Origin of the sequence: Streptomyces sp. NPDC088785 (assembly GCF_044750685.1) — a bacterium.
In the GTDB taxonomy this organism is placed as follows: Bacteria; Actinomycetota; Actinomycetes; order Streptomycetales; family Streptomycetaceae; genus Streptomyces.
Genome location: NZ_JBIVKH010000012.1, coordinates 22,869 through 47,745, shown reverse-complemented (window position 1 = coordinate 47,745; position 24,877 = coordinate 22,869). Strand labels below are relative to the sequence as shown.

Genomic DNA, 24,877 nt, shown 5'->3' with positions numbered 1-24,877 from the left:
GACGAAGATCCGTGGTACGCCGGGGTGGAGGACGGCGTACCGCGGATCTTCTTCGTGTCCGGGCGCGCGGCCGCGTGCCCAACTCCTCGCCGACCGGCCCGCGTTGCCGCACATTGGTCCACACCACTGACGCGTCGCAGGCGGCCGCACCACCGCGCCGGAAAACCCCCGCACAGCCGTGCTGACATGGGACTTCCCGCGAATCTCCGTGGCCCGTCCGATCATTGACGGATCGTCGGTGAGCCGATACCACTGACCACGATCGGCCCCGCACGCGCACCGCGCACCATCCCGAGATTCGCTGGTCCCTGGAGGCACCGTTGCAACGATCCCCCCGCTCCCGCACCGGCAGAGGCCCCGGCGGCAGCACACGAGTCCGGGCCGCGGGCACCCTCGCGACCGGCGCCCTGCTCCTCCCCCTCCTCGGCGCGGCCCCGCCGCAGGACGCGGCGGCGCCGTCGGCCGAGCTCCAGCACGCGTTCGCGGCCGCCGCGAGCGAGTACCACGTACCGCAGAGCGTGCTCCTGGGCGTGTCCTACCTCCAGTCGCGGTGGGACGCGCACGACGGCGCGCCCAGTGTCAGCGGCGGCTACGGCCCGATGCACCTGACGGACGCGCGGACCGCCCTCGCGCGCACGGTGGCGCACGACCACGCGGAGGGCGACGCGCGCGGCGACGCCGCGCGGGGTCCGCTCGCGGCGGCCCCCCCGGCGGCGCGGACGGTGCCCACCCTGTCCCAGCTCCCGGCCCGGCTCAAGACGCTGGTGCGGGCGGCCGACCTGTCCGGCATCCCGGCCGCGGACCTGCGCACCGACCCGGCGGCGAACGTGCGCGGTGGCGCGGCCCTGCTCGCCGCCGCGCAGAAGCGCCTCGGCAAGCCGCTCAGCTCCGATCCCGCGGACTGGTACGGCGCTGTCGGCACGTTCGCCGGCGCGGACGACGCGGCGACGGCGGCCACCTACGCCAACGACGTCTTCGCGGTGATCCGCGACGGCGAGCAGCGCACGACGGACGCAGGTCAGCGGGTGGCCCTGGCACCCGACCGGGCGGCGCAGCCGCAGGCCGCGCAGTTGAGGGCGATGGGCCTGAAGAGGACGAGCGCCTCCGACACCGAGTGCCCGCGGACGGTGTCGTGCGAGTGGATCCCGGCGCCGTACGAGGAGTTCGGCGACGGCGACTACGGCAACCACGACCTGGCGGACCGGCCGCACGACCAGAGCATCGACTACATCGTCATCCACGACACGGAGGCGACGTGGGAGGAGACGCTCAAGCTGGTGCAGGACCCGACGTATCTGGCGTGGCACTACTCGCTGCGTTCGACGGACGGCCACATCGTCCAGTCGATCAAGGCGAAGGACGTCGGCTGGCACGCGGGCAACTGGTACGTGAACGCGAAGTCGATCGGCCTGGAGCACGAGGGCTTCCTGGCGCAGCCCGACTCCTGGTACACGGAGGAGATGTACCGCGCGTCGGCGCGGCTGGTCTCCTATCTGGCGAAGAAGTACGACATTCCGCTGGACCGGCAGCACATTCTCGGCCATGACACGGTGCCGGGTCCGACGACGTCCACCATTCCGTCGATGCACACGGACCCGGGCCCGTACTGGGACTGGGCGCACTACTTCCAGCTGATGGGCAGGCCGTTCCACCCGACGGCGGGCCGGGGCGGCGGGGTCGTCACGATCGACCCGCGCTTCGGGCGGAACAAGCCGGTGTTCACGGGCTGCGAGGCGGCGGGCCGGCCGTGCGCGGCGCACGGTTCGAGCGCGGTGCGGCTGTACACGGCGCCGAGTACGGACGCCCCGCTGGTCAAGGACATCGGGCTGCGTCCGGGTGGCCAGGACTCCACGATCGACGTGAACGACGTGGCGTCGCGGGTGTCGACGGGCCAGCAGTACGCGGTCGCCGGGCGCGAGGGCGACTGGACGGCGATCTGGTACCTGGGCCAGAAGGCCTGGTTCGAGAACCCGCGGAAGCAGCCGACGGCCGTGAACGCCAAGGGGCTCGTGGTCGAGCCGAAGGCGGGCGCGCAGTCGGTGCCGGTGTACGGGCGGGCCTATCCGGAGAAGGAGGCCTATCCGGCGGGGATGACCCCGCAGGCGGTCTCCCCGCTGTCGTACACGCTCCTCGCGGGCCAGCGCTATGTGGTCGGCGGGCGGACGACGGGCGAGTACTTCTACTCCCCGACCTTCGACACGTCGACGCACCGGGTGGTCAGGGGCAAGGACGTGTATTACGAGATCCAGTTCGGTCACCGTGTCGCGTACGTGCGGGCGGCCGACGTGCGGGTGGTGCCGTCCACGGGGTCGTAGCGGCCGTGTGCGGCTGACAGGTGGGGCCCGGGTCCGCGTGCGCGGTCCCGGGCCCCCGTCGGTCGCGGGTGGGGCTCAGCCCTGCTGGAACAGCTCGGCGGGCAGCGGCTTGAGCAGCGCGTACAGGTCGTCGGTGATGGGGCGGTCCCAGGACGCGATGGTCACCAGGACGCCGTCGCTGCGGTCGAACTGGACGCAGGAGATCCGCGTCTCGGAGAGCTTGAGGCGGCGCACGATGAGGAGGTTGTCGCCCTGCATCACCGGGACGTCCTCGACGTCGGTGACCGTGACCTCCTCGTCGTTCTCCAGCGCGATGAGCAGCTGGGCGACCTCGAAGGGGATCTCGCCCTCGGCGACCTCGCGGGCCGGGGAGCCCTCCGGCAGGTTCCCGATCACCATCGCGGGGCCGCGGCCGCCGAACAGGTCGTAGCGCAGGAACACGCCCTGGCACGTTCCGTCGGGGGCGGGCAGCAGGCCCGCGCCGAGGTTGCCCGGCCAGTCGCCCGGGTCCATGGCCAGGACGTCGAAGTCGGGGCCCGCGGGGGTCGCTGCTCGGCGGCGGAGGAAGGACATGCGGCCATGGTACGTCGCCCGGGCGCCTTCTCCCCCTTCGGGGCCCGGGCGCCGCGGGCGGCGGCGGGCGGGCTCAGTCCTGGGGTGCGGGCGGGACCACGGCGACGGGGCTCTCGGCGTGCAGCAGTACGGCGTGCGTCACGGAGCCGAGCATCGGGGCGGGGCGGGTGAGGCGCCGCCGGTGGCGGCCGACGACGACGAGGGCGGCGTCCTCGGAGCTCTCGACGAGTCGGCCCGCGGCGTCGCCCGGGGTCACCAGGACCTCGACCTCGACCTCGGGGTGGGACTCCAGGAGCGGGGCGAGGGCCCGCCGGGCCAGTGCGAGGGTCTCCTTCTCCACGGCCTCCTGCTCCTGGCCGGTCAGGGCGAAGTCGCCGTACGCGGTCCAGGCGAGCACCGGCCAGGCGTACGCGGCGACGACGCGGACCGGCGCGCCCACCCGGGCCGCGTGGTCGAGCGCGAAGGCGAGTGTCGTCCCGTCGGGGTCGTCCGGCTGGAGGCCGACGACGACGCGCCGCGCCGTCGCCTCCTGGGCGCGCACCACCACGACCGGGCAGGCGGCGTCGCGGGCGACGGCCACGCCGTTCGAACCGAGCAGCAGGCTGGCGAAGCCGCCCCGGCCGCGCGAGCCGAGCACGAGGAGCTGGGCCTCGCCGCCCAGGGCCGGCAGGACCGCGGCCGGGACGCCCTCCAGGCAGACGTACTCGACGGCCGGCAGTCCCGGCCGCCCCGCGAGTTCCTTGCGCACCTCGTCGACGACGGGGTCGTCGGCCGGCTCCTCCGGCCCGGCCACCAGGACGGCGGGCTGGAGGACGGGCGCGTACTGCCGGACGTGCACGACGCGCACACCGGCGCCGCGCCGGGTCGCTTCGGCGAGCGCCCACTCCAGGGCCGCGCGGCTGTCGTCGGACCCGTCGACCGCGACGACGACGGGAAGGTTCTGCGACTCGGGCGTGCTCATGGCTCACTGCCTCCGACACCGGGCACGCTGGCCGTGCCCTCGTTGACCGGCTGTTCCTGTCTTCTCGTGACCATGATCGCGTACACGGGAGTCACAGGACAGGGCCGAAAGTCACCTGTCGGGGGTGCCCGGGCGGCAGGGGCGGCTCCTACGTCAGATCGAACTCGCCCTCGCGGGCACCGAGCACGAACTGGCCCCACTCGGCGGGAGTGAAGATCAGCGACGGGCTCTGCGGGCTGCCGCTGTTGCGCATCGCGATGAAGCCCTCGATGAAGGCGATCTGGACATCGCCCAGCCCCTTGCTGCTGGAGCGCCAGTCCGCCTTGCTCAGATCCAGGTCCGGCTTCTCCCATCCTGCGAGCGGGTGCTGGTCGATGGTGCTCTCGGCCACGTCCGTGCTCCTCCCGGTTCGTCGTCCGTGCGTCAGCCTAGCGATCGGCCGGTGCCGCGCACAGGCCACGAAAGGGGCCGAAGGTCAGCGGGTGGGCGGCTCGGAGCCGACGAGCCACATGGAGAAGAACTGCGAGCCGCCCCCGTAGGCGTGGCCGAGCACCTTGCGCGCCCCTTCCACCTGGTGTTCTCCCGCCTGTCCCCGGACCTGGAGGGCGGCCTCGGCGAACCGGATCATTCCGGAGGCGCCGATCGGATTCGTGGAGAGAACACCGCCCGACATGTTGACGGGGAGGTCCCCGTCGAGTTCCGTGACGCCCGATTCGGTGAGCTTCCAGCCCTCGCCCTCCGCGGCGAACCCCAGGTTCTCCAGCCACATCGGCTCGTACCAGGAGAAGGGCACGTACATCTCGACGGCGTCGATCTCCCGGCGCGGATCGGCGATCCCGGCCTGCCGGTACACGTCGGCGGCGCAGTCCTTCCCGGCCTGCGGCGAGACGAAGTCCTTGCCCGCGAAGAGCGTCGGTTCGCTGCGCATGGCCCCGCCGAGCATCCAGGCGGGGGGCCGCGGGGAGCGGGCGGCGCCCGCCCGGTCGGTGAGGACCATCGCGCAGGCGCCGTCGGACGACGGGCAGGTCTCGGAGTAGCGGACGGGGTCCCACAGCATGGGTGAGGCCTGGACCTTCTCCAGGGTGATGTCGTGCTCGTGGAGATGGGCGTACGGATTCTTCAGGGCGTTGCGGCGGTCCTTGTAGGCGACGAGCGAGCCGACGTGGTCGGGTGCGCCGGTGCGCCGCATGTAGGCCCGCACGTGCGGGGCGAAGAAGCCGCCGGCCCCGGCGAGCAGCGGCTGCTGGAACGGGACGGGCAGGGACAGCCCCCACATCGCGTTGGACTCCGACTGTTTTTCGAAGGCGAGGGTGAGGACGGTGCCGTGGACGCGGCCCGCGATGAGGTTCGAGGCGACGAGGGCCGTGGAGCCGCCGACGGAGCCGGCGGTGTGCACGCGGAGCATGGGTTTGCCGACGGCGCCGAGGGCGTCGGCGAGGTACAGCTCCGGCATCATGACGCCCTCGAAGAAGTCGGGCGCCTTGCCGATGACGACGGCGTCGATGTCGGCCCAGGTCAACTCGGCGTCGGCGAGCGCGCGTCGGGCGGCCTCGCGGACGAGCCCGGCGAGGGAGACGTCGCGGCGGGCGGCGACGTGCTTGGTCTGGCCGATGCCGACGACCGCCACCGGTTCCTTGTTGGTCATCGGTTCTCTCCTTCGGCGGCTTCGAGCACGGCGACGAGGTTCTGCTGGAGGCAGGGCCCGGAGGTGGCGTGGGCGAGTGCGCGGCGGGACGTGCCGCGGTGGATGCGGGCGGCGGCCTCGCCGATGCGGATGAGTCCGGCGGCCATCATGGGGTTGGCGGCGAGCGCGCCGCCGGACGGGTTGACGGTGACGTCGTCGCCGAGCCGCAGGGCCTTCCTGAGGACGACCTCCTGCGCGGTGAAGGGGGCGTGCAGTTCGGCGGTGTCGACGGGCCGTTCGAAGACGCCGGCGTGCTCGGCGGCGAGCCGGGTGGAGGGCGAGTCGGTGAGGTCGCGCACGCCGAGGCCGTGGGCCTCGATGCGGTGGTCGATGCCGCGGATCCAGGCGGGCCGTTCGCACAGGTCGCGGGCCCGGTCCCCGGCGGCGAGGACGACGGCGGCGGCCCCGTCGCCGATCGGCGGGCAGTCGCCGGTGCGCAGCGGCTGGACGACGTAGTCGCCCTGCGGGACATCGGGGCCGCGCAGCTGGGCGTGCGGGTTGTCCGCGGCGGCCGTGCGGCTGCGGGCGGCGACGCCGGCGAGGGCGCCCTCGTCGGTCGCCCCGCGGTCGATGAGCGCCTGTGCCTGGAGTGCGGCGAGGGCGACGGCGTCGGGCCACAGCGGGGCCACGTAGTAGGGGTCGAGCTGGCGGGTGAGCACGTCGCGGACGCTGCCGGGCGACGACTTCCCGTACGCGTAGACGAGCGCGGTGTCGGCCTCGCCGGTCAGCAGTTTCGTCCACGCCTCGTACAGCGCCCACGCGCCGTCCATCTCCACGTGCGACTCGGAGATCGGCGGCCAGGCGCCGACGCCGTCGAGCGCCATGGTGAAGGAGAAGGCGCGGCCCGCGAGGTAGTCGGAGGACCCGGAGCAGGTGAAGCCGATGTCGGCGGTCTTCAGGCCGGTCGCGGCGAGCACCTGGTGCAGGACGGGCATCAGCATCTCCACCTCCGACATCTCGTCGGTGGTGCGCAGGTGGTCGCTCTGGGCGAAGGCGACGACGGCGATGTCCCGGATCGGCGGCCGCATCTAGATCAGCTCCTTGTACGTGTCGTAGTCGGCGTCGGGTTCGCCGGTCGGCCGGTAGTGGTCCGGGAAGCGCCCGCCCTCGCTCCAGACGGGTTCGACGCGCAGGCCCATGCGGACCTGGTCGTAGGGGATGCCGGCGATGCGGCCGTGCAGGGCCAGGTCGGCGCCGTCGAGCGCGATGTGCGCGTAGACGTAGGGCAGTTCGATGTCGAGGTTCTTCGCCTTGACGTTGACGATGCAGTACGTGGTGACGGTGCCGGCCGGGCCGACCTCGACCTGGTCGGTGGTGGCGACGCCGCAGGTGGGGCAGGCGCCGCGGGGCGGGACGTACACCTTGTGGCAGGAGGGGCAGCGTTCGCCGACGGTGCGGTGGTCGGCGAGGGCGGTGATGTAGCGGCTCTGGGCGCCGCCCGGGCTGTAGGTGTAGTCGAGGCGGGCCTCGGCGACGATGCCGGTGACCGGCGCCTCGCCGAAGGTGCCGGGGTGCGGGGTGGGCGGGGCCGGGTCGCGCGGTCCGTCGTGCGGTTCGAAGCAGGCGATGTCGGTGATGGCGCCGGTGCGGTCGGCGGCCCAGCGGACGCGGACCCGCATGCCGGTGTGCACGGCGTCCGGTCCCGGGGCGTCGAGGGCGTGCAGCAGTGCGGTGTCGGCGCCGTCGAGGGTGACCAGGACCCAGGCGAACGGGGTGTCGAGGGGCTGGCCCCGGCGGGGTTCGGGGTTCCAGGCCCAGGTGGTGACGGTGCCGGTGCCGGCGACCTCGACCAGGTCGCGCAGTTCGTCGGCGGTGACCGGGTCGTACTCGACGGGGGGCACGAGGGTCCTGCCGTCGGTGGTGCGGACGCCGAGGACGGTGCGGTGGCGCAGTCCGGTGAGGAAGGCGCTCTGGACGGGGCCGAGGGAGCGGGTGAAGGGGAACTCCACGACCAGGGGTGCGCGGAGTGTCTCCGGTGGGGGCGCGGTTGTCATCGGGGCTCCTCTGCGGTGCGGGCGGCGTGCTCGGGGGTGGTGCGGTCGCGTCCGCCGGGTGCCGGTCCCGTCGTGGCCGGTGTCCGGCGGCGGAGCGTCATCGGCGGCGGAAGCGCGGCGCGCGCTTCTCGGCGAACGCCTTCGCGCCCTCCTTCGCGTCGGCGGTGTCGAAGACCGGCCAGCCGCGCTTGAGTTCGGCGGCGAGGCCGTCGGATTCGGTCAGCTCGGCGGTCTCGTACACGGACGCCTTGACGGCCTCCACCGCGAGCGGCCCGCACGCGTTGATCTGTTCGGCGATGCCGAGCGCGGCGTCCAGCGCGGTGCCGTCGGGCACGACCCGTCCGACGAGCCCGATCGCGGCGGCCTCGGACGCCGGGTACGCGCGCCCGGTGAGGAGCATCTCCAGGGCGTGGGTGCGGGCCACCTGCCGCGGCAGCCGCACCGTCGAGCCCCCGATCGGGAACAGTCCGCGCCTGACCTCGAAGAGGCCGAACGTGGCGGACGCGCCGGCGACCCTGATGTCGGTGCCCTGGAGGATCTCGGTGCCGCCCGCCACGCAGTACCCCTCGACGGCGGCGATCACCGGCTTGCGCGGCCGGTGGTGCCGCAGCATCGCCTTCCAGTGCAGGTCGGGGTCGGCCTTGAGGCGCTCGCGGTGGTTCTCCCCCGCCATGCCGTTCCCCGCGAGGGCCTTGAGGTCCATCCCGGCGCAGAACGAGCCGCCCGCGCCGGTGAGCACCACCGAGCGGACGGTGTCGTCGGCGTCGGCCTCCAGCCAGCCGTCGTAGAGGCCCACGAGCATCGGCAGGGACAACGCGTTCTTGGCCTCGGGCCGGTTGAGCGTGAGGACGAGCGTCGCGCCTTCGCGCCGCACGTCGAGATGTTCGGTCCCACCCATGGGGGTCCTCCAGTCGGCCGGAGCTCGGACCTGGAACAGGTTGCAGGAGGGGACCGACCAGTTCAAGAGTTTTCTGACAGACAGTCAGATTTCTTGTGCGGGGACCCTTCCGCCTTACATCCCCGTCTGCTCTGATGACGGCCACACGAGATGCGGCCACGGTCAGGAGGAGCGGTGGAGTACAACCTTGCCGACCTGTTCGAGTCGGTCGTCGACGTGGTCCCGGACCGCGAGGCGCTCGTCTACGTCGACCACCCGGGCACGGGCGCGGAGCGCCGGCTGACCTACGCGGAGCTGGACGCGGCGGCCAACCGCATCGCCCACCACCTGATCGACAGCGGCATCCGGCCGGGCGAGCACCTGGGCCTGCACCTCTACAACGGCGTCGAGTACGTGCAGACGGTCCTCGGCTGCCTCAAGGCGCGGGTGGTACCCGTCAACGTCAACTACCGCTACGTCGAAGAGGAGTTGGTGTACCTCTACCGCGACGCCGATCTGGCGGCGCTGGTCTTCGACGCGGAGTTCACCGAGCGGGTGGCCGCCGCGCTGCCCCGCACCGAGAAGCTGCGGCACCTGGTGCGCGTGGGCACCCCGCCCGCGCAGGCCCCGCCGCTCGACGCCGTCGGGTTCGCGCGGGCGCAGGACGCGGGGTCCCCGGAGCGCGGCTTCCCGGCGCGCTCGGCGGACGACCAGTTCATCATCTACACCGGCGGCACGACCGGCATGCCCAAGGGCGTGATGTGGCGTCAGGAGGACCTGTTCTTCGCCGGGCTGGGCGGCGGCGCGCCGACCGGCGAGCCGGTGGCCCGGCCGCAGGAGCTGGCCGAGCGGGTCGCGGCGGGCGGTGACGGCATCACCTTCTTCCCCACTCCCCCGCTGATGCACGGCACGTCCACGCTGACCGCCTTCATCGGCTTCAACTTCGGGCAGCGCGTCGTCATCCACCGCAAGTTCGTGCCGGAGGAGGTGCTGCGCACGATCGAGAAGGAGCGGGTGACGAGCGTGTCCCTGGTGGGCGACGCGATGCTGCGCCCGCTCGTCGACGCGCTCGACGGGCCGCTGAAGGGCACCGACTGCTCGGCGCTGTTCAGCGTCTCGTCGTCCGGCGCGATCATGTCGGACACGGTGCGCGCCCAGTTCCAGGCGCTGGTGCCGAACGCGATGCTGCTCAACAACTTCGGCTCGTCCGAGTCCGGTTTCAACGGCACCGCGACCGACGGTTCGGGCGCCGGACAGGGGTTCCGGCTGCGCGTCAACGCCCGTACGCAGGTGGTGGACCCGGCGACGTACGCCCCGGTGGCGGTCGGCGAGATCGGCCGGCTCGCCCAGCGCGGGCACGTCCCGCTCGGCTACTACAACGACCCCGAGAAGACCGCCGAGACGTTCTTCCGGACCGGGGACGAGCGCTGGGTGCTGCTCGGCGACATGGCGACGGTCGACGCCGAGGGGATCGTCACGGTCCTCGGCCGCGGTTCGCAGTGCATCAACACCGGTGGCGAGAAGGTCTACCCCGAGGAGGTGGAGCAGGCGCTCAAGTCCCATCCGGACATCTACGACGCGCTGGTCGCCGGCGTCCCCGACCCGACGTGGGGCAATCACGTGGCGGCGGTCGTCCAGCTCCGCGACGGAGCGCCCGAGCTGGACCTGGACGCGGTCCAGACGCACTGTCGCACCCAGCTGGCCGGGTACAAGATTCCGCGCCAGCTGGTGCTGACCGACACCATCCAGCGCTCCCCCAGCGGCAAGGCGGACTACCGGTGGGCGCGCGGTGTGGCCGCGGACTCGGCCGCCGGTGCCGCCGGATCCGCCCGGCGGCCGGACGCGCCGTAATCCGGTTGCCGCCCCACGGGTGCGGTGCTGAAGTGACCGGATGGATCGTGAAAAGGTGCTGGCCCTGTACGACCGGCAGATACGCCTCGGGACGCAGCCGTACGAGGAAGGGGCGCGGGTCGAGCGGGTCGGCGGGGTCCTCCGGCACGTCGGCCCGCCCGGCGGCTGGCACGGCGTGCTCTGGTCGGACCTCGACGATGAGACGGCGGACGCCGCCATCGCCGCGCAGGTGCGGCTCTTCCGGGAGCTGGGCGGCGAGGTGGAGTGGAAGACGTACGCGCACGACCGGCCGGCCGACCTGGGCGCGCGGCTGACGGCCGCCGGGTTCGTCGCCGAGGAGCGGGAGACGCTGCTGGTCGCCGAGACGGCCGCGCTGCCGCTGGACACCGCGCCGCCCGAGGGCATCCGGCTCGTGCCGGTCACCGGGGAGGCGCACATCGCGCTCGTCGAGGCCGTCCACGCGCGGGCCTTCGACCACGAGTCGTCCCACATCGCGCAGCAGATCCGCCGGCAGCTCGCGGACGATCCGGACACCGTGCCCGCCGTGCTCGCGCTGCACGGCGACGAGCCGGTCAGCGCCGCCCGCCTCGAACTGAACCCGGGCACGGACTTCGCCGGCCTGTGGGGCGGCGGCACCGTCCCCGAGTGGCGCGGGCGCGGGATCTACCGGGCCGTGGTCGCCTACCGGGCGCGCATCGCGGCCGAGCGGGGCTACCCGTACCTGCAGGTCGACGCGACGGAGTACAGCCGCCCGATCCTGGAGCGGCTCGGGTTCGAGGTGCTGGGGACGACCACCCCGTACACGCTGCCGATGGACACGGCCGAGCAGGACCCGACGGCACCGCGAGGGCGCTGAGCGGCGCTGAGGGAGACCGGCCGGTGCCCGGACGGGCACCGGCACCGGCTCGGGTCAGCAGGCGTCGGCGACCCTGTCGTCGAACTCCTGGCGCGTCATGGCCCGGCCGTCGGACCAGACCTGTCCGGGCTCCAGCCCCCGGAGGTCCTCGGTGGAGAACCCGCCGATCCCGTTGTAGCTGCCGAACACGCTCCGCCCGCCCTTGAACAGCACGTAGTACTCGAAGGCCGGCTTCAGACGCTGGTCGCCCACCTTCGACACGTGCCACGCCGACGGCGGGTCGAACAGAGGGAACTCGAAGGCACCGGCCCGACCGGGGCCGGCCGTGGCGGACCACGCGGTGACGGTGGTCCGGGTGTCCGCACGGGGCCGCCGCGCGCCCTCCGTCGTGAGGGGCACGCTCGGGTCGCTGCCGCTCAGATCCATGTCCTCGACCCGGTCGCCGTCACAGGGGCTGGCCACCACCATGGGGGTCCCGCGGTCGTCGAGCCAGCCCGCGACCATCGGATACTGGGCCGGCGTGCACCCCGACAGCAGCACCCCGCCGACGGCCGCGCCCAGCACCGCCCCCGCCACCCGCCGCACCATCGTCCCGCCCCCGTCCGGAAGACCACGCCCGCCCCGCGGCGCCGGTGCGCGGCGACGCCGTGCGCCCGCGCACGTCTGCGCGAGTATCCAGGCCGCCCGATCCCCCGTCCAGACCTTGAGCCCCCTCGGTTCGCCGGGCGGATCCGCGCCGATCCCGCGCGTCCTGTCTCTTGACGCCGGGCGCCCCGCCTTGAATAACTGACGGGCAACAGGTCAACCGAATGATCGGTCGGGAGTTCGGGAGTGCGGTCGATGGCGACACAGGCATCCATGGCGGACTGGTGGGACGCGGGCGAGCGGCTGGGCGTGCCGGAGCTGCGGGAGTTGCAGCTGGCGCGGCTGCGCGCGACGCTCGCCCGGGTGTACGAGCGGGTGCCGTTCTACCGGGAGGCGTTCGACAAGGCCGGGGTGCGCCCCGAGGACTGCCGCACGCTCGCCGATCTGAGCCGGTTCCCGCTCACGGCCAAGGCCGACCTGCGGGACAACTATCCGTTCGGGATGTTCGCCGTCGACCAGGCGGAGCTGCGGCGGCTGCACGCGTCGAGCGGGACGACGGGGACGCCCACCGTCGTCGGGTACACCGAGGCGGACCTGTCGATGTGGGCGGACATGGTGGCGCGGGCGATCCGCGCGGCGGGCGGCCGGCCCGGCCACAAGGTGCACGTGGCGTACGGATACGGCCTGTTCACCGGCGGGCTCGGCGCGCACTACGGCGCGGAACGGCTCGGCTGCACCGTGATCCCCGCCTCCGGTGGCATGACGGCCCGTCAGGTGCGGCTGATCCAGGACCTGCGGCCCGAGATCATCATGGTGACGCCCTCGTACATGCTGACGCTCCTCGACGAGTTCGAGCGGCAGGGCGTGGACCCGCGGACGACGTCCCTGGAGGTCGGCATCTTCGGGGCCGAGCCGTGGACCGAGGAGATGCGGCGGGAGATCGAGGAGCGGTGCGCGATCGACGCCGTCGACATCTACGGCCTGTCGGAGGTGGTCGGGCCCGGGGTGGCGCAGGAGTGCGTGGAGACCAAGGACGGCCTGCACATCTGGGAGGACCACTTCTATCCCGAGGTCGTCGACCCCGTCACGGGTGCGGTGCTGCCGGACGGCGAGCCGGGCGAACTGGTCTTCACCTCGCTCACCAAGCAGGCCATGCCCGTGATCCGCTACCGCACCCGGGACCTGACACGCCTGCTGCCGGGGACGGCGCGGCCGGCGTTCCGGCGGATGGAGAAGATCACCGGCCGCAGCGACGACATGGTGATCCTGCGCGGGGTGAACCTGTTCCCCACCCAGGTGGAGGAGATCGTGCTGCGCACGCCCGGGGTCGCGCCGCACTTCCAGTTGCGGCTGACCCGGGAGGGCCGGATGGACGCGCTGACGGTACGGGCGGAGGCCCGCCCGGATGCCACGCCGGACGAGCGGGCCGCAGCGGCCCGCTCGATCGTGGCGGGGATGAAGGACGCGGTCGGGGTGACGGTCGGCGTCGAGATCGTCGCGCCCGAGTCCCTGGAGCGGTCGGTGGGGAAGATCAAGCGGATCGTGGACCTGCGGCGGGAGGGATAGGGCGGCCGGGGGGCGGGCCTCAGCTCTTCGGCAGCGGGTGGCGGGCGAAGAAGTCCCGGATGAGGGGGGTCGCGTCGATGGTGGCCGGCGTCGCGGAGTCCTCGTTCGGCGTCGTCGAGGGCCAGACGTGTCCGCCGTCCGTGATCCGGTAGTGCTCCAGCGCGGAGCCGCCGTCGCAGGACCGCCAGCGCCGGAGCACGACGTCGGCCCGGACCCGGGTCTCGCGCGGGCGCGCCGCGCACCCGTCGCGCCCGGCCCAGCCGGCCAGCCAGTCGGGCAGCGCGGGCAGTCCCTTGGCCGGGTCGCCGTCGTACGGGATGGTCGTGTCGGCCTGCCCGTGGAAGTCGAGGACGGGCACGGGCCGGCGCGGGGCGCAGGAGCCGCCCTGCGGATAGAAGGCGCCGGAGACGACGGCGGCCGCGGCGACCCGGTCGGCGAGGCGGCAGGCGACGACGGCCGCGAACCCGCCGCCGTTGGACTTGCCGGAGACGAAGACGCGGCGGGTGTTCACGCACAGCTCCTTCTCGGCGCGGCCGATCAGCGCCTTCGTGAACGCGATGTCGTCGACGTCCGCCGAGTAGGGCGCGCCCTCCCAGGCGCTCCTGCCGTCGGTGCCGGTGACGCCCTGCGGATAGACGACGACGGCGTCGAGCGCGTTCATGCCGGTGAGGCGCTCCTGGTAGCCGGAGGTGCGGCCGTGCCCGTGGAAGGACAGCACGAGCGGGGTCGGCCGGTCCGGGTCGTAGGAGGCGGGGAGGTGGACCAGGTAGTCGCGCCGCGCGCCGTCGACGGTCAGGGAGCGCGCGGTGGAGGCGCCCGGGGTGAGGCCGGCCGGTGTGCCGCAGCCGGCCGATCCGGCGGCCCGGTGCGGTGGTGCGGCGGCGGCCGCCGGTCCCGGGGTCAGGGCCGAGGCGGCGAGCAGGGCCCCGACGACGGAGGCGGCCAGGCGGGTGCGGTGCGACGGGCTCATGGGGTTCCCTTCGGGCGGCGCGGCGGTCGCGGTCCGTCCGCGGCCCGGCCGACGGCGGGGACACTAACGCCCGCGCGGGGCCCGGCAATACGCCCTGAACGGGGAACTCAATGAACACAACGCGGGAGCCCCGCGGCCGGTCGCGCCGTCGCCTCCGAGGCCGTCGGCCCGGTGCCGGGTCAGTCGGTGAGGCGGTCGCGCAGCTCCCGCTTGAGGATCTTGCCGCTCGCGTTGCGCGGGAGTCCGTCGACGAACACGATCCGCTTGGGCGCCTTGAAGGAGGCCAGCTCCCGCCGTGTGTGCGCGAGGAGTTCGGCCTCGGTCACCTCCGCCGAACGGACCACGACGGCGGTCACGGCCTCGATCCAGCGCGCGTCGGGCAGGCCGACGACGGCGGCCTCCGCGACGGCCGGGTGGGTGTACAGGGCGTCCTCCACCTGGCGGGAGGCGACCAGGACGCCGCCGGAGTTGATGACGTCCTTCACCCGGTCGACGACCGTGAAGTAGCCCTCGGGGTCGCGCACGGCGAGGTCGCCGGAGCGGAACCAGCCGTCGCGGAAGGCCTCGTCGCTCTCGCGCGGTTTGTCCCAGTAGCCGTCGCAGAGCTGCGGGGAGCGGTAGACGACCTCGCCGGGCGTGCCGTCGGGCACGTCGGCGCCGTCCTCGTCGACGACCTTCGCCTCGACGAAGAGCACCGGCCGCCCGCAGGAGTCCAGCCGGCCGTCGTGCTCGTCGGGGCCGAGGACGCAGGCGAGCGGGCCGATCTCGCTCTGCCCGAAGCAGTTGTAGAAGGCGAGTCCGGGCAGCCGGGCGCGCAGCCGCTCCAGGACCGGCACCGGCATGATCGACGCGCCGTAGTACGCCTTGCGCAGGCCGCTCAGGTCGCGGGCGTCGAAGTCCGGGTGCTGGGACAGGCCGATCCACACGGTCGGCGGTGCGAACAGACTGTCGGCCTCGCCCGCCTCGACCAGGTCGAGGATCCGGTCGGCGGCGGGCCCGTCGAGGAGGGTGCTGGTGGCGCCGACCGCGAGGTAGGGCAGCAGGAAGACGTGCATCTGCGCCGAGTGGTAGAGCGGCAGCGAGTGCACCGGGCGGTCGGTCTCCGTGAGGTGCAGGGCGTGGATCGCGCTCACGTACTCGTGGACCAGGGCGCGGTGGGACATCATCGCGCCCTTGGGCAGGGCCGTCGTCCCCGACGTGTAGAGCAGCTGCACGAGCGCGTCGGCGTCCGGCGCGTCGCCGTCGTACGGTGCGGCCGCGGGCAGCCGGTCGAGCAGCGAGTCCGCGGCGTCGCGCAGCAGCAGCGTGCGCACCCCGTCGGGGAGGCGTCCGGCGAGGTCGGGCTCGGTGAGCACCAGGGCGCTGCCCGACTGGCGGACGATGTAGGCGAGGTCGTCGCCGGTGAGGTTCTGGTTGACGGGGACGTGCACGAGGCCGGCCCGGGAGCAGGCGAGGAAGCCGATCAGGTACGCGTCGGAGTTGTGCCCGTAGGCGCCGACCCGGTCGCCGGGGACGAGTCCGAGGCCGCGCAGGACCCCGGCGGCGCGGGAGACGGCGTCGTCGAGTTCCGCGTACGTCCATGAGCGCGGCCCGTAGCGCAGCGCGACGCGCGCCGGGGTGCGGCGGGCGCTGCGCCGCAGCACTCCGTCGACGGTGCTGACCGCCGCCGTCGCGGCCGGTGTCCTCGGTGCCCTGGAGGGACTCGTCATGGCGTGATCCTGCGGGGTGACCGACGCCAGGTCAAGACGCGTGCGACGGCGCCCCGACCGGCCGCATACCGGCTGGTACGCTCAACCGCCCCTGCCCGCACGACAGTTGGGACCACGATGCGTATCCGCCCGGGACGACGGCGCCTCGCGGCGGTCGGCACGGCCCTGTCGACCGTTCTCATGGCGGTTCTCGCGCTGCCGTCGGCGGCCGCCGACCGGCCGGAGCGCCCGCGCGGCGACGGCCTGTCCGCCACCATCCGCTACACCGAGTACGGCATCCCGCACATCGAGGCCGCGGACTACACGAACCTGGGCTTCGGCACCGGCTGGGCGCAGGCCGCCGACCAGGTGTGCACGCTCGCCGACGGGTTCGTGACGCTGCGCGGCGAGCGTTCGCGCTGGTTCGGCGCGGACGCGGCGCCGGACGGCTCGCTGTCCTCGGCGGCCGGGAACCTCTCCAGCGACCTGTACTTCCAGGGCGTGCGGCGGTCCCGGACGGTGGAGAAGCTGCTCGCCACGCCCGCGCCGGCCGGCCCCGGCCGGGACGTGCGGGACGGGATGCGCGGCTGGGCGGCGGGGTACAACGCGTGGCTGAGACAGCACCGCGTCACCGACCCCGCGTGCAGGGGCGCGGGCTGGGTGCGGCCGGTGACCGCGCTCGACGTCGCCACCCGCGGGTTCGCGATCTCGGTGCTCGGCGGGCAGGGCCGGGCGGTCGACGGGATCACGGCCGCGCGGCCGCCGTCCGCCACGGCGCCGGGCACGCCCGCGCCGACGCGCACGGACCGGGAGCGGTTCGCCCGCGCGGCGGCGGCGCTGTTCGACCAGGAGGACACCGACATGGGGTCCAACGCGGTCGCCTTCAGCGGGAAGGTGACGGCGAACGGGCGCGGGCTGCTGCTCGGCAATCCGCACTACCCCTGGCAGGGCGGCCGCCGCTTCTGGCAGTCACAGCAGACGATCCCCGGTGAACTGGACGTCATGGGCGGCTCGCTGCTCGGCACGACGACCATCTCGATCGGCCACAACGCGCGGGTGGCGTGGAGCCACACCGTCGCGACCGGCGTCACCCTGAATCTGCACCAGCTCTCCCTCGACCCCGCGGACCCGACCACGTACCTGGTGGACGGCAGCCCGCGGAAGATGACCCGGCGGACCGTGACCGTGCCCGTGCGGGGCGGCCCCGACGTGACGCGGACCCAGTGGTGGACGCGGTACGGGCCGGTCGTCACCTCGCTCGGCGCGACCCTGCCGCTGCCCTGGACGGCCACGACGGCGTACGCGCTGAACGATCCGAACGCGGTCAACCTGCGGGCCTCCGACACGGCGCTCGGGTTCGGCAAGGCGCGCTCGACGGACGACGTGCTGCGCTCCCTGCGCCGCACCCAGGGCCTTCCGTGGGTGAACACGATCGCCGCCGACGCGGCGGGGCACTCGCTCTTCACCCAGTCGCAGGTGCTGCCGCGGATCACGGACGAGCTGGCGGCGCGCTGCTCGACCGCGCTGGGCCGGGCCACCTACCCCGCCTCGGGCGTCGCGGTCCTGGACGGCTCGCGCGGCGACTGCGCGCTCGGCCGCGACGCGGACGCGGTGCAGCCGGGGGTCTTCGGCCCGGCCCGGATGCCGGTGCTGAAGGACGCGCCGTACGCGGAGAACTCCAACGACAGCGCCTGGCTGGCCAACGCCGACCGGCCGCTGACCGGATACGAGCGGGTCTTCGGCACGGTCGGCACCCCGCGCTCGATGCGCACCCGCGGCGCGGTCGAGGACGTGGCGGCGATGGCCGGGAGGGGGCGCCTGGAGGTCGCCGACCTCCAGCGGCAGCAGTTCGCGGACCGGGCCCCGGCCGGGGACCTCGCGGCGGCGGACGCGGCGCGGGCGTGCGCCGCGCTGCCGGGCGGCACGGCGACGGGCAGCACCGGGACGACCGTCGACGTGTCGGCGGCGTGCGGAGTCCTGAGGGGCTGGGACCGCACCCTGCGCACCGGCAGCCGGGGCGCGCTGCTCTTCGACCGGTTCTGGCGCCGGCTGACGGCGGCGGTCCCGGCGGCGCGGCTGTGGCAGGTGCCGTTCTCGGCGGCCGACCCGGTGCGCACGCCGCGCACCCTCGACACGCGGGCACCGGAGTTCGCCACGGCCCTGGCCGACACCGTGGCCGAACTGCGGTCCGCGGGGATCCCGTTGGACGCGCGGCTGGGCGACCACCAGTTCGTGGTGCGGGCCGGGCAGCGCATCCCGGTGCACGGCGGCACGGAGGGGCTCGGCGTCTGGAACAAGGTCGAGCCGGTCTGGGACGCCGCGCGGGGCGGCTACACGGAGGTCGTGCACGGCTCCAGCTACATCCAGGCCGTCGGCTGGGACGGCGGCCGCTGCCCGGTGGCGCGCACCCTGCTCACGTACTCCCAGTCGTCGGACCCGGACTCGGCGCACTCCAGCGACCAGACCCGGCTCTTCTCCCGGGGGAAGTGGGTCACGGAGCGCTTCTGCGCCGAGGACGTCCGGTCCTCGCCCGCGCTGCGGGTGGTCCGGGTGCGCGGCTGATCCCGCGCACCCGCGGCGGGAGGGGCGGCGGCCGGGTCACACGGTCCGGGTCCGCCCCTCCCAGTACGGGTCGCGCAGCCGCCGCTTGTACAGCTTGCCGTTGGGGTCGCGCGGCATCGCCCCGATGAAGTCGAGGCTCTTGGGCCGCTTGTACCCGGCGAGCCGGGTCGCGCAGTGCGCGAGGATCTCGGCGGCGAGCGCGTCCCCCGCGGTGCGGCCCTCGGCGACCTCGACGACGGCCTTGACCTCCTCGCCCCAGTCGTCGTGCGGGATCCCGAAGGCGGCCGCGTCGGCGACGGCCGGGTGGGTCAGCAGCGCGGACTCGATCTCGGCGGGGTAGATGTTGACCCCGCCCGAGATGATCATGTCGATCTTGCGGTCGCGCAGGAAGAGGTAGCCGTCCTCGTCGAGCACGCCGAGGTCGCCGACAGTGAAGAAGTCGCCGATGCGGTTCTTCCGCGTCTTGTTCTCGTCCTTGTGGTACGAGAATCCGCCGGTGCTCATCTTGAGGTACACGGTGCCGAGTTCACCGGCCGGCAGCCGGTTGCCGTCGTCGTCGAAGACCGCCAGTTCGCTGATGGGCCAGGCCTTTCCGACCGTACCCGGCTTCTTCAGCCAGTCCTCGGCGGTCGCGAAGGCACCGCCGCCCTCACTGGCCGCGTAGTACTCCTCGACGCACGTCCCCCACCAGTCGATCATGGCGCGTTTGACGTGGTCGGGGCAGGGCGCGGCGCCGTGGATCGCGTGCCGCATGCTGCTCACGTCGTAGCGGTCCCTGGTCTCCCGCGGCAGCGCGAGCAGGCGGTGGAACTGGGTCGGCACCATGTGGGTGTGGGTGCACCGGTGGGTGTCGATGACGCGGAGCATCTCCTCGGGCGCCCACCGGTCCATCAGGACCAGCCGGTGGCCGATGTGCAGGGCGGCGCCGGCGAACTGGAGCACGGCCGTGTGGTAGAGCGGCGAGCAGACCAGGTGGACGTTGTCGTCGAAGGGCTTGATGCCGAAGATGCCGAGGAAGCCGCCGAGGTAGGTCTCCTCGGGGAGCTTGCCGGGCAGCGGGCGGCGGATGCCGCGGGGGCGGCCCGTCGTGCCGGAGGTGTAGTTCATGACCCAGCCGAGGGTGCGGTCGGCGGGCGGCGCGTCGTCCTGGCCGTCGAGGAGTTCGGCGTACGGGCGGAAGGTGTCGACGGTCCCCACGGCGTAGCGGTGGGTGGCGGGGAGCCCGGCCTCGTCGGCGGCGGCCCGGGCCTGGTCGGCGAAGCGTTCGTGGGCGATCAGGACCTTGGCGCCGGAGTCGGAGACGATCCAGGCGATCTCCGGGCCGACGAGGTGGTGGTTGACCGGCACGAGGTAGAAGCCGGCCTGGGAGGCCGCCAGGTGGGCGGTGAAGAACTCGACGCCGTTGGGGAGGACGACGGCGAAGGCGTCCCCGCGTTCCAGGCCGGCCGCGCGCAGGCCCGCCACCATCCGGTTGGCGGCCGCGTGGAGCCGGGCGGCCGTCCACTCCTCGCCGTCCGGGGCGACGAGCGCGATCCGGTCCGGGTCCGCCGCGGCCTGGGCCCAGAAGCCGTTCGGGGGGGTCTTGTCGGGCATGGGGTGGGCGTCCCTTCTGGAGGTTCTGGACGTGCTGGACGTGCTGGACGTGCTGGAGGTGCTGTAGGTGCTGTAGGTCTCGGGGGGCGTGCTCGCGTCGGCCGCGCCCGGTACGGGCTACCGCCCCGCGATCCGGTTGATCCTGTCGATGGCCTTCTCGAAGTCGCGGGTCAGTTCGTCGAAGACGGCCTGCACGCTGCGCTCGGTGTTCATCCGCCCCACGATCTGGCCGACGGGCGTCCCCAGCAGCGGTTCCACCTCGTACTTCTGGATGCGGGAGACCGCGTCGGCGACGAGCAGCCCCTGCAAGGGCATCGGCAGGGTGCCGGGTCCGGCCGGGTCGTCCCAGGCGTCGGTCCACTCGGTGCGCAGCTGCCGCGCGGGCTTCCCCGTGAGGGCCCGCGACCGCACGGTGTCGCCGGATCCGGCGGCGAGGAGCTTGCGGGTGACGGCCGGGGAGTGCAGGTCGGCCTCGGTGGTGGTGAGCCACACCGACCCGAGCCACACCCCCTGCGCGCCGAGCGCCAGCGCGGCGGCGATCTGCTGCCCGCTGCCGATGCCGCCCGCGGCGAGGACGGGCAGCGGGGCGACGGCCTCGACGGCCTCCGGGGTGAGCACCATGGAGGCGATCTCGCCGGTGTGCCCGCCGGCCTCGTAGCCCTGGGCGACGACGATGTCGATGCCGCCCTCCGCGTGCTTGCGGGCGTGCCGGGCGCTGCCCGCGAGCGCGGCGACGAGGACGTCGTGCTCGTGGGCGCGGGCGACGACGTCGGCCGGGGGCGAGCCGAGGGCATTGGCGAGGAGCCTGACCGGGTAGTCGAAGGCGACGTCGAGCTGGTGCCGCGCGACCTGCTCCATCCAGCCGGTGATCCGCCAGCCGGACGCCTCCCCCGCGGCGAGTTCCGGCACGCCGTACTTGGCGAGGGTGTCCGCGACGAACTGCCGGTGGCCCTCGGGGATCATCGCCTCGACCTCGGCCTCGGTCACGCCCTCCACCTTCTTGGCGGGCATGACGACGTCGAGTCCGTAGGGCCTGCCGTCGGCGTGCTCGTGCAGCCAGTCGAGGTCGCGTCGGAGTTCGTCGGGCGCCGTGTAGCGGACCGCGCCGAGGACGCCGAGGCCGCCGGCTCTGCTGATGGCGGCGGCCACCGCGGGAAACGGCGTGAACCCGAAGACGGCGTGCTCGATCCCCAGTCTGTTGCTCAGCTCCGTCTGCATGCGCGCAGGATGCCGCAGCCGACCGGACGACGGAAGAGGTTTTCTGATGCAGCGTCAGATTCTTTCGGGGGCGGGCAGGGGGCCCGGGTGGTTGACACGGAGCGGACCTGACATGAAAGTTTCATCCGTCGCGATGGATCCCGAAAGATACTTTCAGGAGGCTGTTGATGAGCGCAGGGGACCAGGACGGATCGCGGGCCGGATTCACCCGGCGCGGACTGGGCGCCGCGGCCCTCGCGCTGGGCGGGGCGCTCACACTCGCCCCGTTCCCCGCGGGCCCCGCCGTGGCCACCGAGCAGAAACGGCGTCCGACCCTGCGCCACGGCTCCCCCGAGCGCGCGGGCCTGCTCGCCGGCCATCTGCGCCAACTGGTCGCCGACGCGCAGACGTTCCTGTCCCCCTCCCACCCCTCCCCCGGCGGGACCGGGCACCCCTGGTACGCGGGGGCGGTGCTGCTCGCGGGGCGCGGCGGGACCGTGGCGCTGCACCAGCCGATCGGCAAGGCGGTGCGGTACCGGCACTACGACGAGGTCAGCGACACCGGCGTCGAGTTCCCGCCCGCCGAGCAGATCGACATGACGCAGGACACCGTCTTCGACCTGGCGTCGGTCTCCAAGCTGTTCACGTCGATCCTGGCCGTGCAGGAGATCGAGCGCGGGGGGCTGCGCCTGGAGGCGAAGGTCGCCTCGTACCTGCCGGACTTCGCGGCCGCGGGCAAACAGGACGTGACGATCCGTCAACTGCTGACCCACACCTCGGGTTTCCGCTCCTGGCTCCCGCTGTACAAGGCGCCGACGCGCGAGGGCCGGCTCCGGCTCGTCCTCGATGAGGCGCCGCTCAACCCGCCGGGCACCGTCTATCTCTATTCCGACCTGAACCTGATCTCCCTCCAGCTCGTCCTGGAGAAGATCACCGGATCGACGCTCGACGTCCTGCTGCGCGAGCGGATCACCGGCCCGCTGGGCATGACCCGTACCCGCTACAACCCGCCCGCGGACTGGAAGCCGGACATCGCGGCGACCGAGGACGCCCGCGCGCCCTGGTCCGGGCTCGACCGGGGTCTGGTGTGGGGCGAGGTGCACGACGAGAACGCCTACGGCCTGGGCGGCGTCGCGGGCCACGCCGGTGTCTTCGCCACCGCCTGGGACCTGGCCGTGCTGGGCCGCACGCTGCTCAACGGCGGTGTGTACGGCAGTGCGCGCATCCTCTCCGCCCGGTCGGTGGAGCTGATGTTCACCGACTTCAACCAGGCGTTCCCCGGCGACGAGCACGGCCTGGGCTTCGAGCTCTACCAGCACTGGTACATGGGGGCGATGGCCACCCCGCGCACCGCGGGCCACACCGGCTTCACCGGCACCTCGATCGTCCTGGACCCGACGACCGACTCCTTCCTCGTCGTCCTGGGCAACTCCGTGCACCCGGTGCGGAACTGGCGCTCGGGCTCCGCTCCCCGGGTCGCCGCGGGCACCCACATGGCGCGGGCGGTCCCGGTGCGGCCCGCGCACGGCGGCACGGCCTGGTTCGCCGGCACGGCGAGCGCCGCGTCCGCCACCCTGACCCTGCCGGACCTGCGGCTCACCTCGTCGGCCGCACGCCTCACCTGCTCCCTGTGGTGGGACACCGAGCCGCGCTCCGACGTGCTGTCCCTGGAGGTGTCCACGGACGGCGGCACGGCCTGGCGGGCGCTCCCCTTCACGACCGACCGCACCGACGCCCACCCCACCGGGACCGCGGACGGCTACGCGGGCCGCACCTGGCACCGCCTGGAGGCGCCCCTCGGCGGCCTCGGCCCCGCGTCCGTACGCGTGCGCTGGCGGTACACGACGGATCAGCTGTACGTCGGCCGCGGGGTCTACGTGGACGGCATCCGGGTCACCGACGGCCGCCGCGTCGCCTTCGACGAGGCCCGGCGGGCGGACGCGTCGCGGATCGGGGCGGTCGGCTGGGCGGCCTCCCGGGACTGAGCGCGCCGCCGGCCGGGGCGGATCAGCGGCCGAGCACCGCCATCGCCGCGTTGTGCCCGGGGATCCCGCTGACCCCGCCGCCGCGGACGGCGCCCGCTCCGCACAGCAGGACGTTGGCGTGCGCGGTCTCGACGCCCCAACGACCGGTGCCCTGCCGGGCGTAGGGGAAGGCCAGCTCCCGGTGGAAGATGTTCCCGCCGGGCAGCCGGAGGTCCCGTTCCAGGTCGAGCGGGGTCTTCGCCTCGATGCAGGGGCGCCCTTCGGCGTCCTTGGCGAGGCAGTCCGCCAGCGGTTCGGCGAGATGGGTGTCGAGCTGGGCGAGCGTGGCGTCGAGCAGGGCGGCGCGGGTGGTGTCGTGGTCCGCGGCGAACAGCCGGGCCGGTGTGTGGAGTCCGAAGAGGGTGAGGGTCTGGAAGCCGCGCGCGGCCAGGTCCGGTCCGAGGATGCTGGGGTCGGTCAGGCTGTGGCAGTAGATCTCGGACGGCGGGACGCTCGGCGGCGACCCGGCCGCCGCCTCGGCGTGGGCCGTCGCCAACTGCGCGTAGCCCTCGGCGACATGGAAGGTCCCGGCGAACGCCTCGCGCGGGTCGACGGAGGTGTCCTTCAGCCGGGGCAGCCGCTCGAGCAGCATGTTGACCTTGAGCTGGGCCCCCTCGGCCGGGGGCGGCGGGGTGTCGCCGAGCAGCCGCGCGAGGTGTTCCGGCGACGCGTTCACGAGGACGTGCCGGGCGGCGACGGTGCCCTCCGTGTCGCCGGTGCGGTAGGTGACCTCGGCGTGCCGGCCGTCGGTGTCGATCCGGGTGACCTCGTGCCCGGTGCGCAGGACGGCGCCGTGGGCGCGGGCCGCGGCGGCGAGGGCGTCGGTGAGCGCGCCCATGCCGCCGACGGGGACGTCCCAGTCGCCCGTGCCGTTGCCGATGACGTGGTAGAGGAAGCAGCGGTTCTGGGCGAGGCCGGGGTCGTGGGCGTCGGCGAAGGTGCCGATGAGGGCGTCGGTGAGGACGACGCCGCGCACCAGGTCGTCGCGGAAGTGCTCCTCGACGCCGACGCCGATGGGCTCCTCGAACAGCAGCCGCCAGGCGGCGTCGTCCGCGACGCGGGCGCGCAGCTCCTCCCGGGTGGGCAGGGGTTCGGTCAGGGTCGGGAAGACGCGCTCGGCGACGTGCCGGGTGGTCGCGTAGAAGCGCTTCCACGCCGCGTACTCGTGGTCGGCGCCGGTGAGCCGGGCGAACGAGGCGCGGGTGCGTTCGTCGCCGCCGCCGACGAGGAGGCCGGTGGGCCGGCCCGCGCGGACGGTGGGGGTGTACGAGGAGACGGTGCGGGGACGGACGGCGAAGGCGAGGCCGAGGTCCCGCACGATCTTCTTCGGCAGGAGGCTGACCAGGTAGGAGTAGCGGGACAGGCGGGCGTCGAGGCCGGTGAAGGGGCGCGTGGAGACGGCGGCGCCCCCGGTGACGGCGAGGCGTTCGAGGACGGTGACGGTGCGGCCTGCGCGGGAGAGGTAGGCGGCGGCGACCAGGGCGTTGTGGCCGCCGCCGACGATGGCGACGTCGGTCCGGGTGAGCATGGCCCTTGGTAGCACGGGGGCGCCCGGCCCGGCCAGGGAGCGGGCTGCGGCTG

At 73.7% G+C, this 24,877-nt stretch carries 19 protein-coding genes; 6 read left to right on the top strand and 13 right to left on the bottom strand.

The window, feature by feature from the left end; genetic code table 11:
• Positions 1-320 precede the first annotated feature (320 nt).
• Positions 321-2,315: an N-acetylmuramoyl-L-alanine amidase gene (locus ACIP5K_RS27125; protein ID WP_401413574.1), complete on the top strand. Its 1,995-nt coding sequence runs from the start codon at positions 321-323 to the stop codon at positions 2,313-2,315.
• Positions 2,316-2,390: 75 nt separating this feature from the next.
• On the opposite strand, the gene ACIP5K_RS27120 is transcribed toward ACIP5K_RS27125, so the two are convergent.
• The 7 genes from ACIP5K_RS27120 to ACIP5K_RS27090 all read right to left on the bottom strand — a co-directional run bounded on the left by ACIP5K_RS27120 (position 2,391) and on the right by ACIP5K_RS27090 (position 8,425).
• Complete coding sequence (locus ACIP5K_RS27120) at positions 2,391-2,888, bottom strand: hypothetical protein (protein WP_353940497.1); 498 nt, start codon at positions 2,886-2,888, stop codon at positions 2,391-2,393.
• A gap of 73 nt (positions 2,889-2,961) precedes the next feature.
• Positions 2,962-3,849, bottom strand: a complete 888-nt coding sequence (locus ACIP5K_RS27115; RefSeq protein WP_401413571.1) for a universal stress protein — start codon at positions 3,847-3,849, stop codon at positions 2,962-2,964.
• Positions 3,850-3,997: 148 nt separating this feature from the next.
• Complete coding sequence (locus ACIP5K_RS27110) at positions 3,998-4,240, bottom strand: DUF397 domain-containing protein (protein ID WP_401413569.1); 243 nt, start codon at positions 4,238-4,240, stop codon at positions 3,998-4,000.
• Between the two features lie 84 nt (positions 4,241-4,324).
• Entirely contained in the window at positions 4,325-5,494 is a 1,170-nt protein-coding gene (locus ACIP5K_RS27105) for a thiolase domain-containing protein (RefSeq protein WP_401413567.1), read from the bottom strand.
• Positions 5,491-6,561 (bottom strand): thiolase domain-containing protein, encoded by a 1,071-nt coding sequence (locus ACIP5K_RS27100; RefSeq protein WP_401413565.1) that lies wholly within the window; start codon positions 6,559-6,561, stop codon positions 5,491-5,493. Before ACIP5K_RS27100 ends, ACIP5K_RS27105 begins: the two co-directional genes overlap by 4 nt.
• Positions 6,562-7,527 (bottom strand): Zn-ribbon domain-containing OB-fold protein, encoded by a 966-nt coding sequence (locus ACIP5K_RS27095; protein ID WP_401413563.1) that lies wholly within the window; start codon positions 7,525-7,527, stop codon positions 6,562-6,564.
• Between the two features lie 97 nt (positions 7,528-7,624).
• Positions 7,625-8,425, bottom strand: coding sequence for a crotonase/enoyl-CoA hydratase family protein (locus ACIP5K_RS27090; protein WP_401413561.1), 801 nt, complete (start codon positions 8,423-8,425; stop codon positions 7,625-7,627).
• A gap of 174 nt (positions 8,426-8,599) precedes the next feature.
• Here ACIP5K_RS27090 and ACIP5K_RS27085 point away from each other — a divergent pair, with 174 nt between their 5' ends.
• Both ACIP5K_RS27085 and ACIP5K_RS27080 read left to right on the top strand, forming a co-directional pair.
• Positions 8,600-10,255: an acyl-CoA synthetase gene (locus tag ACIP5K_RS27085; RefSeq protein ID WP_401413559.1), complete on the top strand. Its 1,656-nt coding sequence runs from the start codon at positions 8,600-8,602 to the stop codon at positions 10,253-10,255.
• 40 nt (positions 10,256-10,295) lie between these two features.
• A complete protein-coding gene (locus tag ACIP5K_RS27080) occupies positions 10,296-11,111 on the top strand; it encodes a GNAT family N-acetyltransferase (RefSeq protein WP_401413556.1) in 816 nt (271 codons plus the stop codon).
• 54 nt (positions 11,112-11,165) lie between these two features.
• Here the strand turns inward: ACIP5K_RS27080 and ACIP5K_RS27075 are convergent, their stop codons facing one another.
• The gene (locus ACIP5K_RS27075; protein ID WP_401413554.1) at positions 11,166-11,699 is read right to left on the bottom strand and encodes a hypothetical protein; all 534 of its coding nucleotides are present in this window, start codon (positions 11,697-11,699) and stop codon (positions 11,166-11,168) included.
• A gap of 270 nt (positions 11,700-11,969) precedes the next feature.
• Here ACIP5K_RS27075 and paaK point away from each other — a divergent pair, with 270 nt between their 5' ends.
• Positions 11,970-13,262 carry a phenylacetate--CoA ligase PaaK gene (gene paaK / locus ACIP5K_RS27070; protein ID WP_401413883.1) on the top strand — a complete coding sequence of 431 codons (1,293 nt, stop codon included), beginning with the start codon at positions 11,970-11,972 and terminating at the stop codon, positions 13,260-13,262.
• 19 nt (positions 13,263-13,281) lie between these two features.
• Here paaK and ACIP5K_RS27065 read toward each other — a convergent pair whose 3' ends face one another.
• Together ACIP5K_RS27065 and ACIP5K_RS27060 are read right to left on the bottom strand one after the other, a co-directional pair.
• Positions 13,282-14,232 (bottom strand): alpha/beta hydrolase family esterase, encoded by a 951-nt coding sequence (locus ACIP5K_RS27065; protein WP_401413552.1) that lies wholly within the window; start codon positions 14,230-14,232, stop codon positions 13,282-13,284.
• Positions 14,233-14,411: 179 nt separating this feature from the next.
• Positions 14,412-15,941 carry an acyl-CoA synthetase gene (locus ACIP5K_RS27060; RefSeq protein WP_401413550.1) on the bottom strand — a complete coding sequence of 510 codons (1,530 nt, stop codon included), beginning with the start codon at positions 15,939-15,941 and terminating at the stop codon, positions 14,412-14,414.
• A gap of 117 nt (positions 15,942-16,058) precedes the next feature.
• On the opposite strand from ACIP5K_RS27060, the gene ACIP5K_RS27055 reads away from it, so the two are divergent.
• Positions 16,059-18,482 (top strand): penicillin acylase family protein, encoded by a 2,424-nt coding sequence (locus tag ACIP5K_RS27055; protein WP_401413548.1) that lies wholly within the window; start codon positions 16,059-16,061, stop codon positions 18,480-18,482.
• Between the two features lie 36 nt (positions 18,483-18,518).
• Here the strand turns inward: ACIP5K_RS27055 and ACIP5K_RS27050 are convergent, their stop codons facing one another.
• Together ACIP5K_RS27050 and ACIP5K_RS27045 are read right to left on the bottom strand one after the other, a co-directional pair.
• Positions 18,519-20,075, bottom strand: a complete 1,557-nt coding sequence (locus ACIP5K_RS27050) for an acyl-CoA synthetase (protein WP_401413545.1) — start codon at positions 20,073-20,075, stop codon at positions 18,519-18,521.
• A gap of 117 nt (positions 20,076-20,192) precedes the next feature.
• Entirely contained in the window at positions 20,193-21,293 is a 1,101-nt protein-coding gene (locus tag ACIP5K_RS27045; protein WP_401413543.1) for an NAD(P)H-dependent flavin oxidoreductase, read from the bottom strand.
• 167 nt (positions 21,294-21,460) lie between these two features.
• On the opposite strand from ACIP5K_RS27045, the gene ACIP5K_RS27040 reads away from it, so the two are divergent.
• Positions 21,461-23,257, top strand: a complete 1,797-nt coding sequence (locus ACIP5K_RS27040) for a serine hydrolase (protein WP_401413541.1) — start codon at positions 21,461-21,463, stop codon at positions 23,255-23,257.
• A gap of 22 nt (positions 23,258-23,279) precedes the next feature.
• Here the strand turns inward: ACIP5K_RS27040 and ACIP5K_RS27035 are convergent, their stop codons facing one another.
• A complete protein-coding gene (locus tag ACIP5K_RS27035; protein ID WP_401413539.1) occupies positions 23,280-24,824 on the bottom strand; it encodes a phytoene desaturase family protein in 1,545 nt (514 codons plus the stop codon).
• Positions 24,825-24,877: the final 53 nt, after the last annotated feature.

What these genes read in the sequence shown, in the direction of transcription:
- paaK (WP_401413883.1), top strand. Translation starts at nt 11,970, where the DNA reads ATGGCGGACTGGTGGGACGCGGGCGAGCGGCTGGGCGTGCCGGAGCTG.
- ACIP5K_RS27045 (WP_401413543.1), bottom strand. Translation starts at nt 21,293, where the DNA reads ATGCAGACGGAGCTGAGCAACAGACTGGGGATCGAGCACGCCGTCTTC.
- ACIP5K_RS27040 (WP_401413541.1), top strand. Translation starts at nt 21,461, where the DNA reads ATGAGCGCAGGGGACCAGGACGGATCGCGGGCCGGATTCACCCGGCGC.
- ACIP5K_RS27080 (WP_401413556.1), top strand. Translation starts at nt 10,296, where the DNA reads ATGGATCGTGAAAAGGTGCTGGCCCTGTACGACCGGCAGATACGCCTC.
- ACIP5K_RS27090 (WP_401413561.1), bottom strand. Translation starts at nt 8,425, where the DNA reads ATGGGTGGGACCGAACATCTCGACGTGCGGCGCGAAGGCGCGACGCTC.
- ACIP5K_RS27115 (WP_401413571.1), bottom strand. Translation starts at nt 3,849, where the DNA reads ATGAGCACGCCCGAGTCGCAGAACCTTCCCGTCGTCGTCGCGGTCGAC.
- ACIP5K_RS27075 (WP_401413554.1), bottom strand. Translation starts at nt 11,699, where the DNA reads ATGGTGCGGCGGGTGGCGGGGGCGGTGCTGGGCGCGGCCGTCGGCGGG.
- ACIP5K_RS27065 (WP_401413552.1), bottom strand. Translation starts at nt 14,232, where the DNA reads ATGAGCCCGTCGCACCGCACCCGCCTGGCCGCCTCCGTCGTCGGGGCC.
- ACIP5K_RS27035 (WP_401413539.1), bottom strand. Translation starts at nt 24,824, where the DNA reads ATGCTCACCCGGACCGACGTCGCCATCGTCGGCGGCGGCCACAACGCC.
- ACIP5K_RS27120 (WP_353940497.1), bottom strand. Translation starts at nt 2,888, where the DNA reads ATGTCCTTCCTCCGCCGCCGAGCAGCGACCCCCGCGGGCCCCGACTTC.
- ACIP5K_RS27060 (WP_401413550.1), bottom strand. Translation starts at nt 15,941, where the DNA reads ATGACGAGTCCCTCCAGGGCACCGAGGACACCGGCCGCGACGGCGGCG.
- ACIP5K_RS27050 (WP_401413545.1), bottom strand. Translation starts at nt 20,075, where the DNA reads ATGCCCGACAAGACCCCCCCGAACGGCTTCTGGGCCCAGGCCGCGGCG.
- ACIP5K_RS27055 (WP_401413548.1), top strand. Translation starts at nt 16,059, where the DNA reads ATGCGTATCCGCCCGGGACGACGGCGCCTCGCGGCGGTCGGCACGGCC.
- ACIP5K_RS27095 (WP_401413563.1), bottom strand. Translation starts at nt 7,527, where the DNA reads ATGACAACCGCGCCCCCACCGGAGACACTCCGCGCACCCCTGGTCGTG.
- ACIP5K_RS27105 (WP_401413567.1), bottom strand. Translation starts at nt 5,494, where the DNA reads ATGACCAACAAGGAACCGGTGGCGGTCGTCGGCATCGGCCAGACCAAG.
- ACIP5K_RS27100 (WP_401413565.1), bottom strand. Translation starts at nt 6,561, where the DNA reads ATGCGGCCGCCGATCCGGGACATCGCCGTCGTCGCCTTCGCCCAGAGC.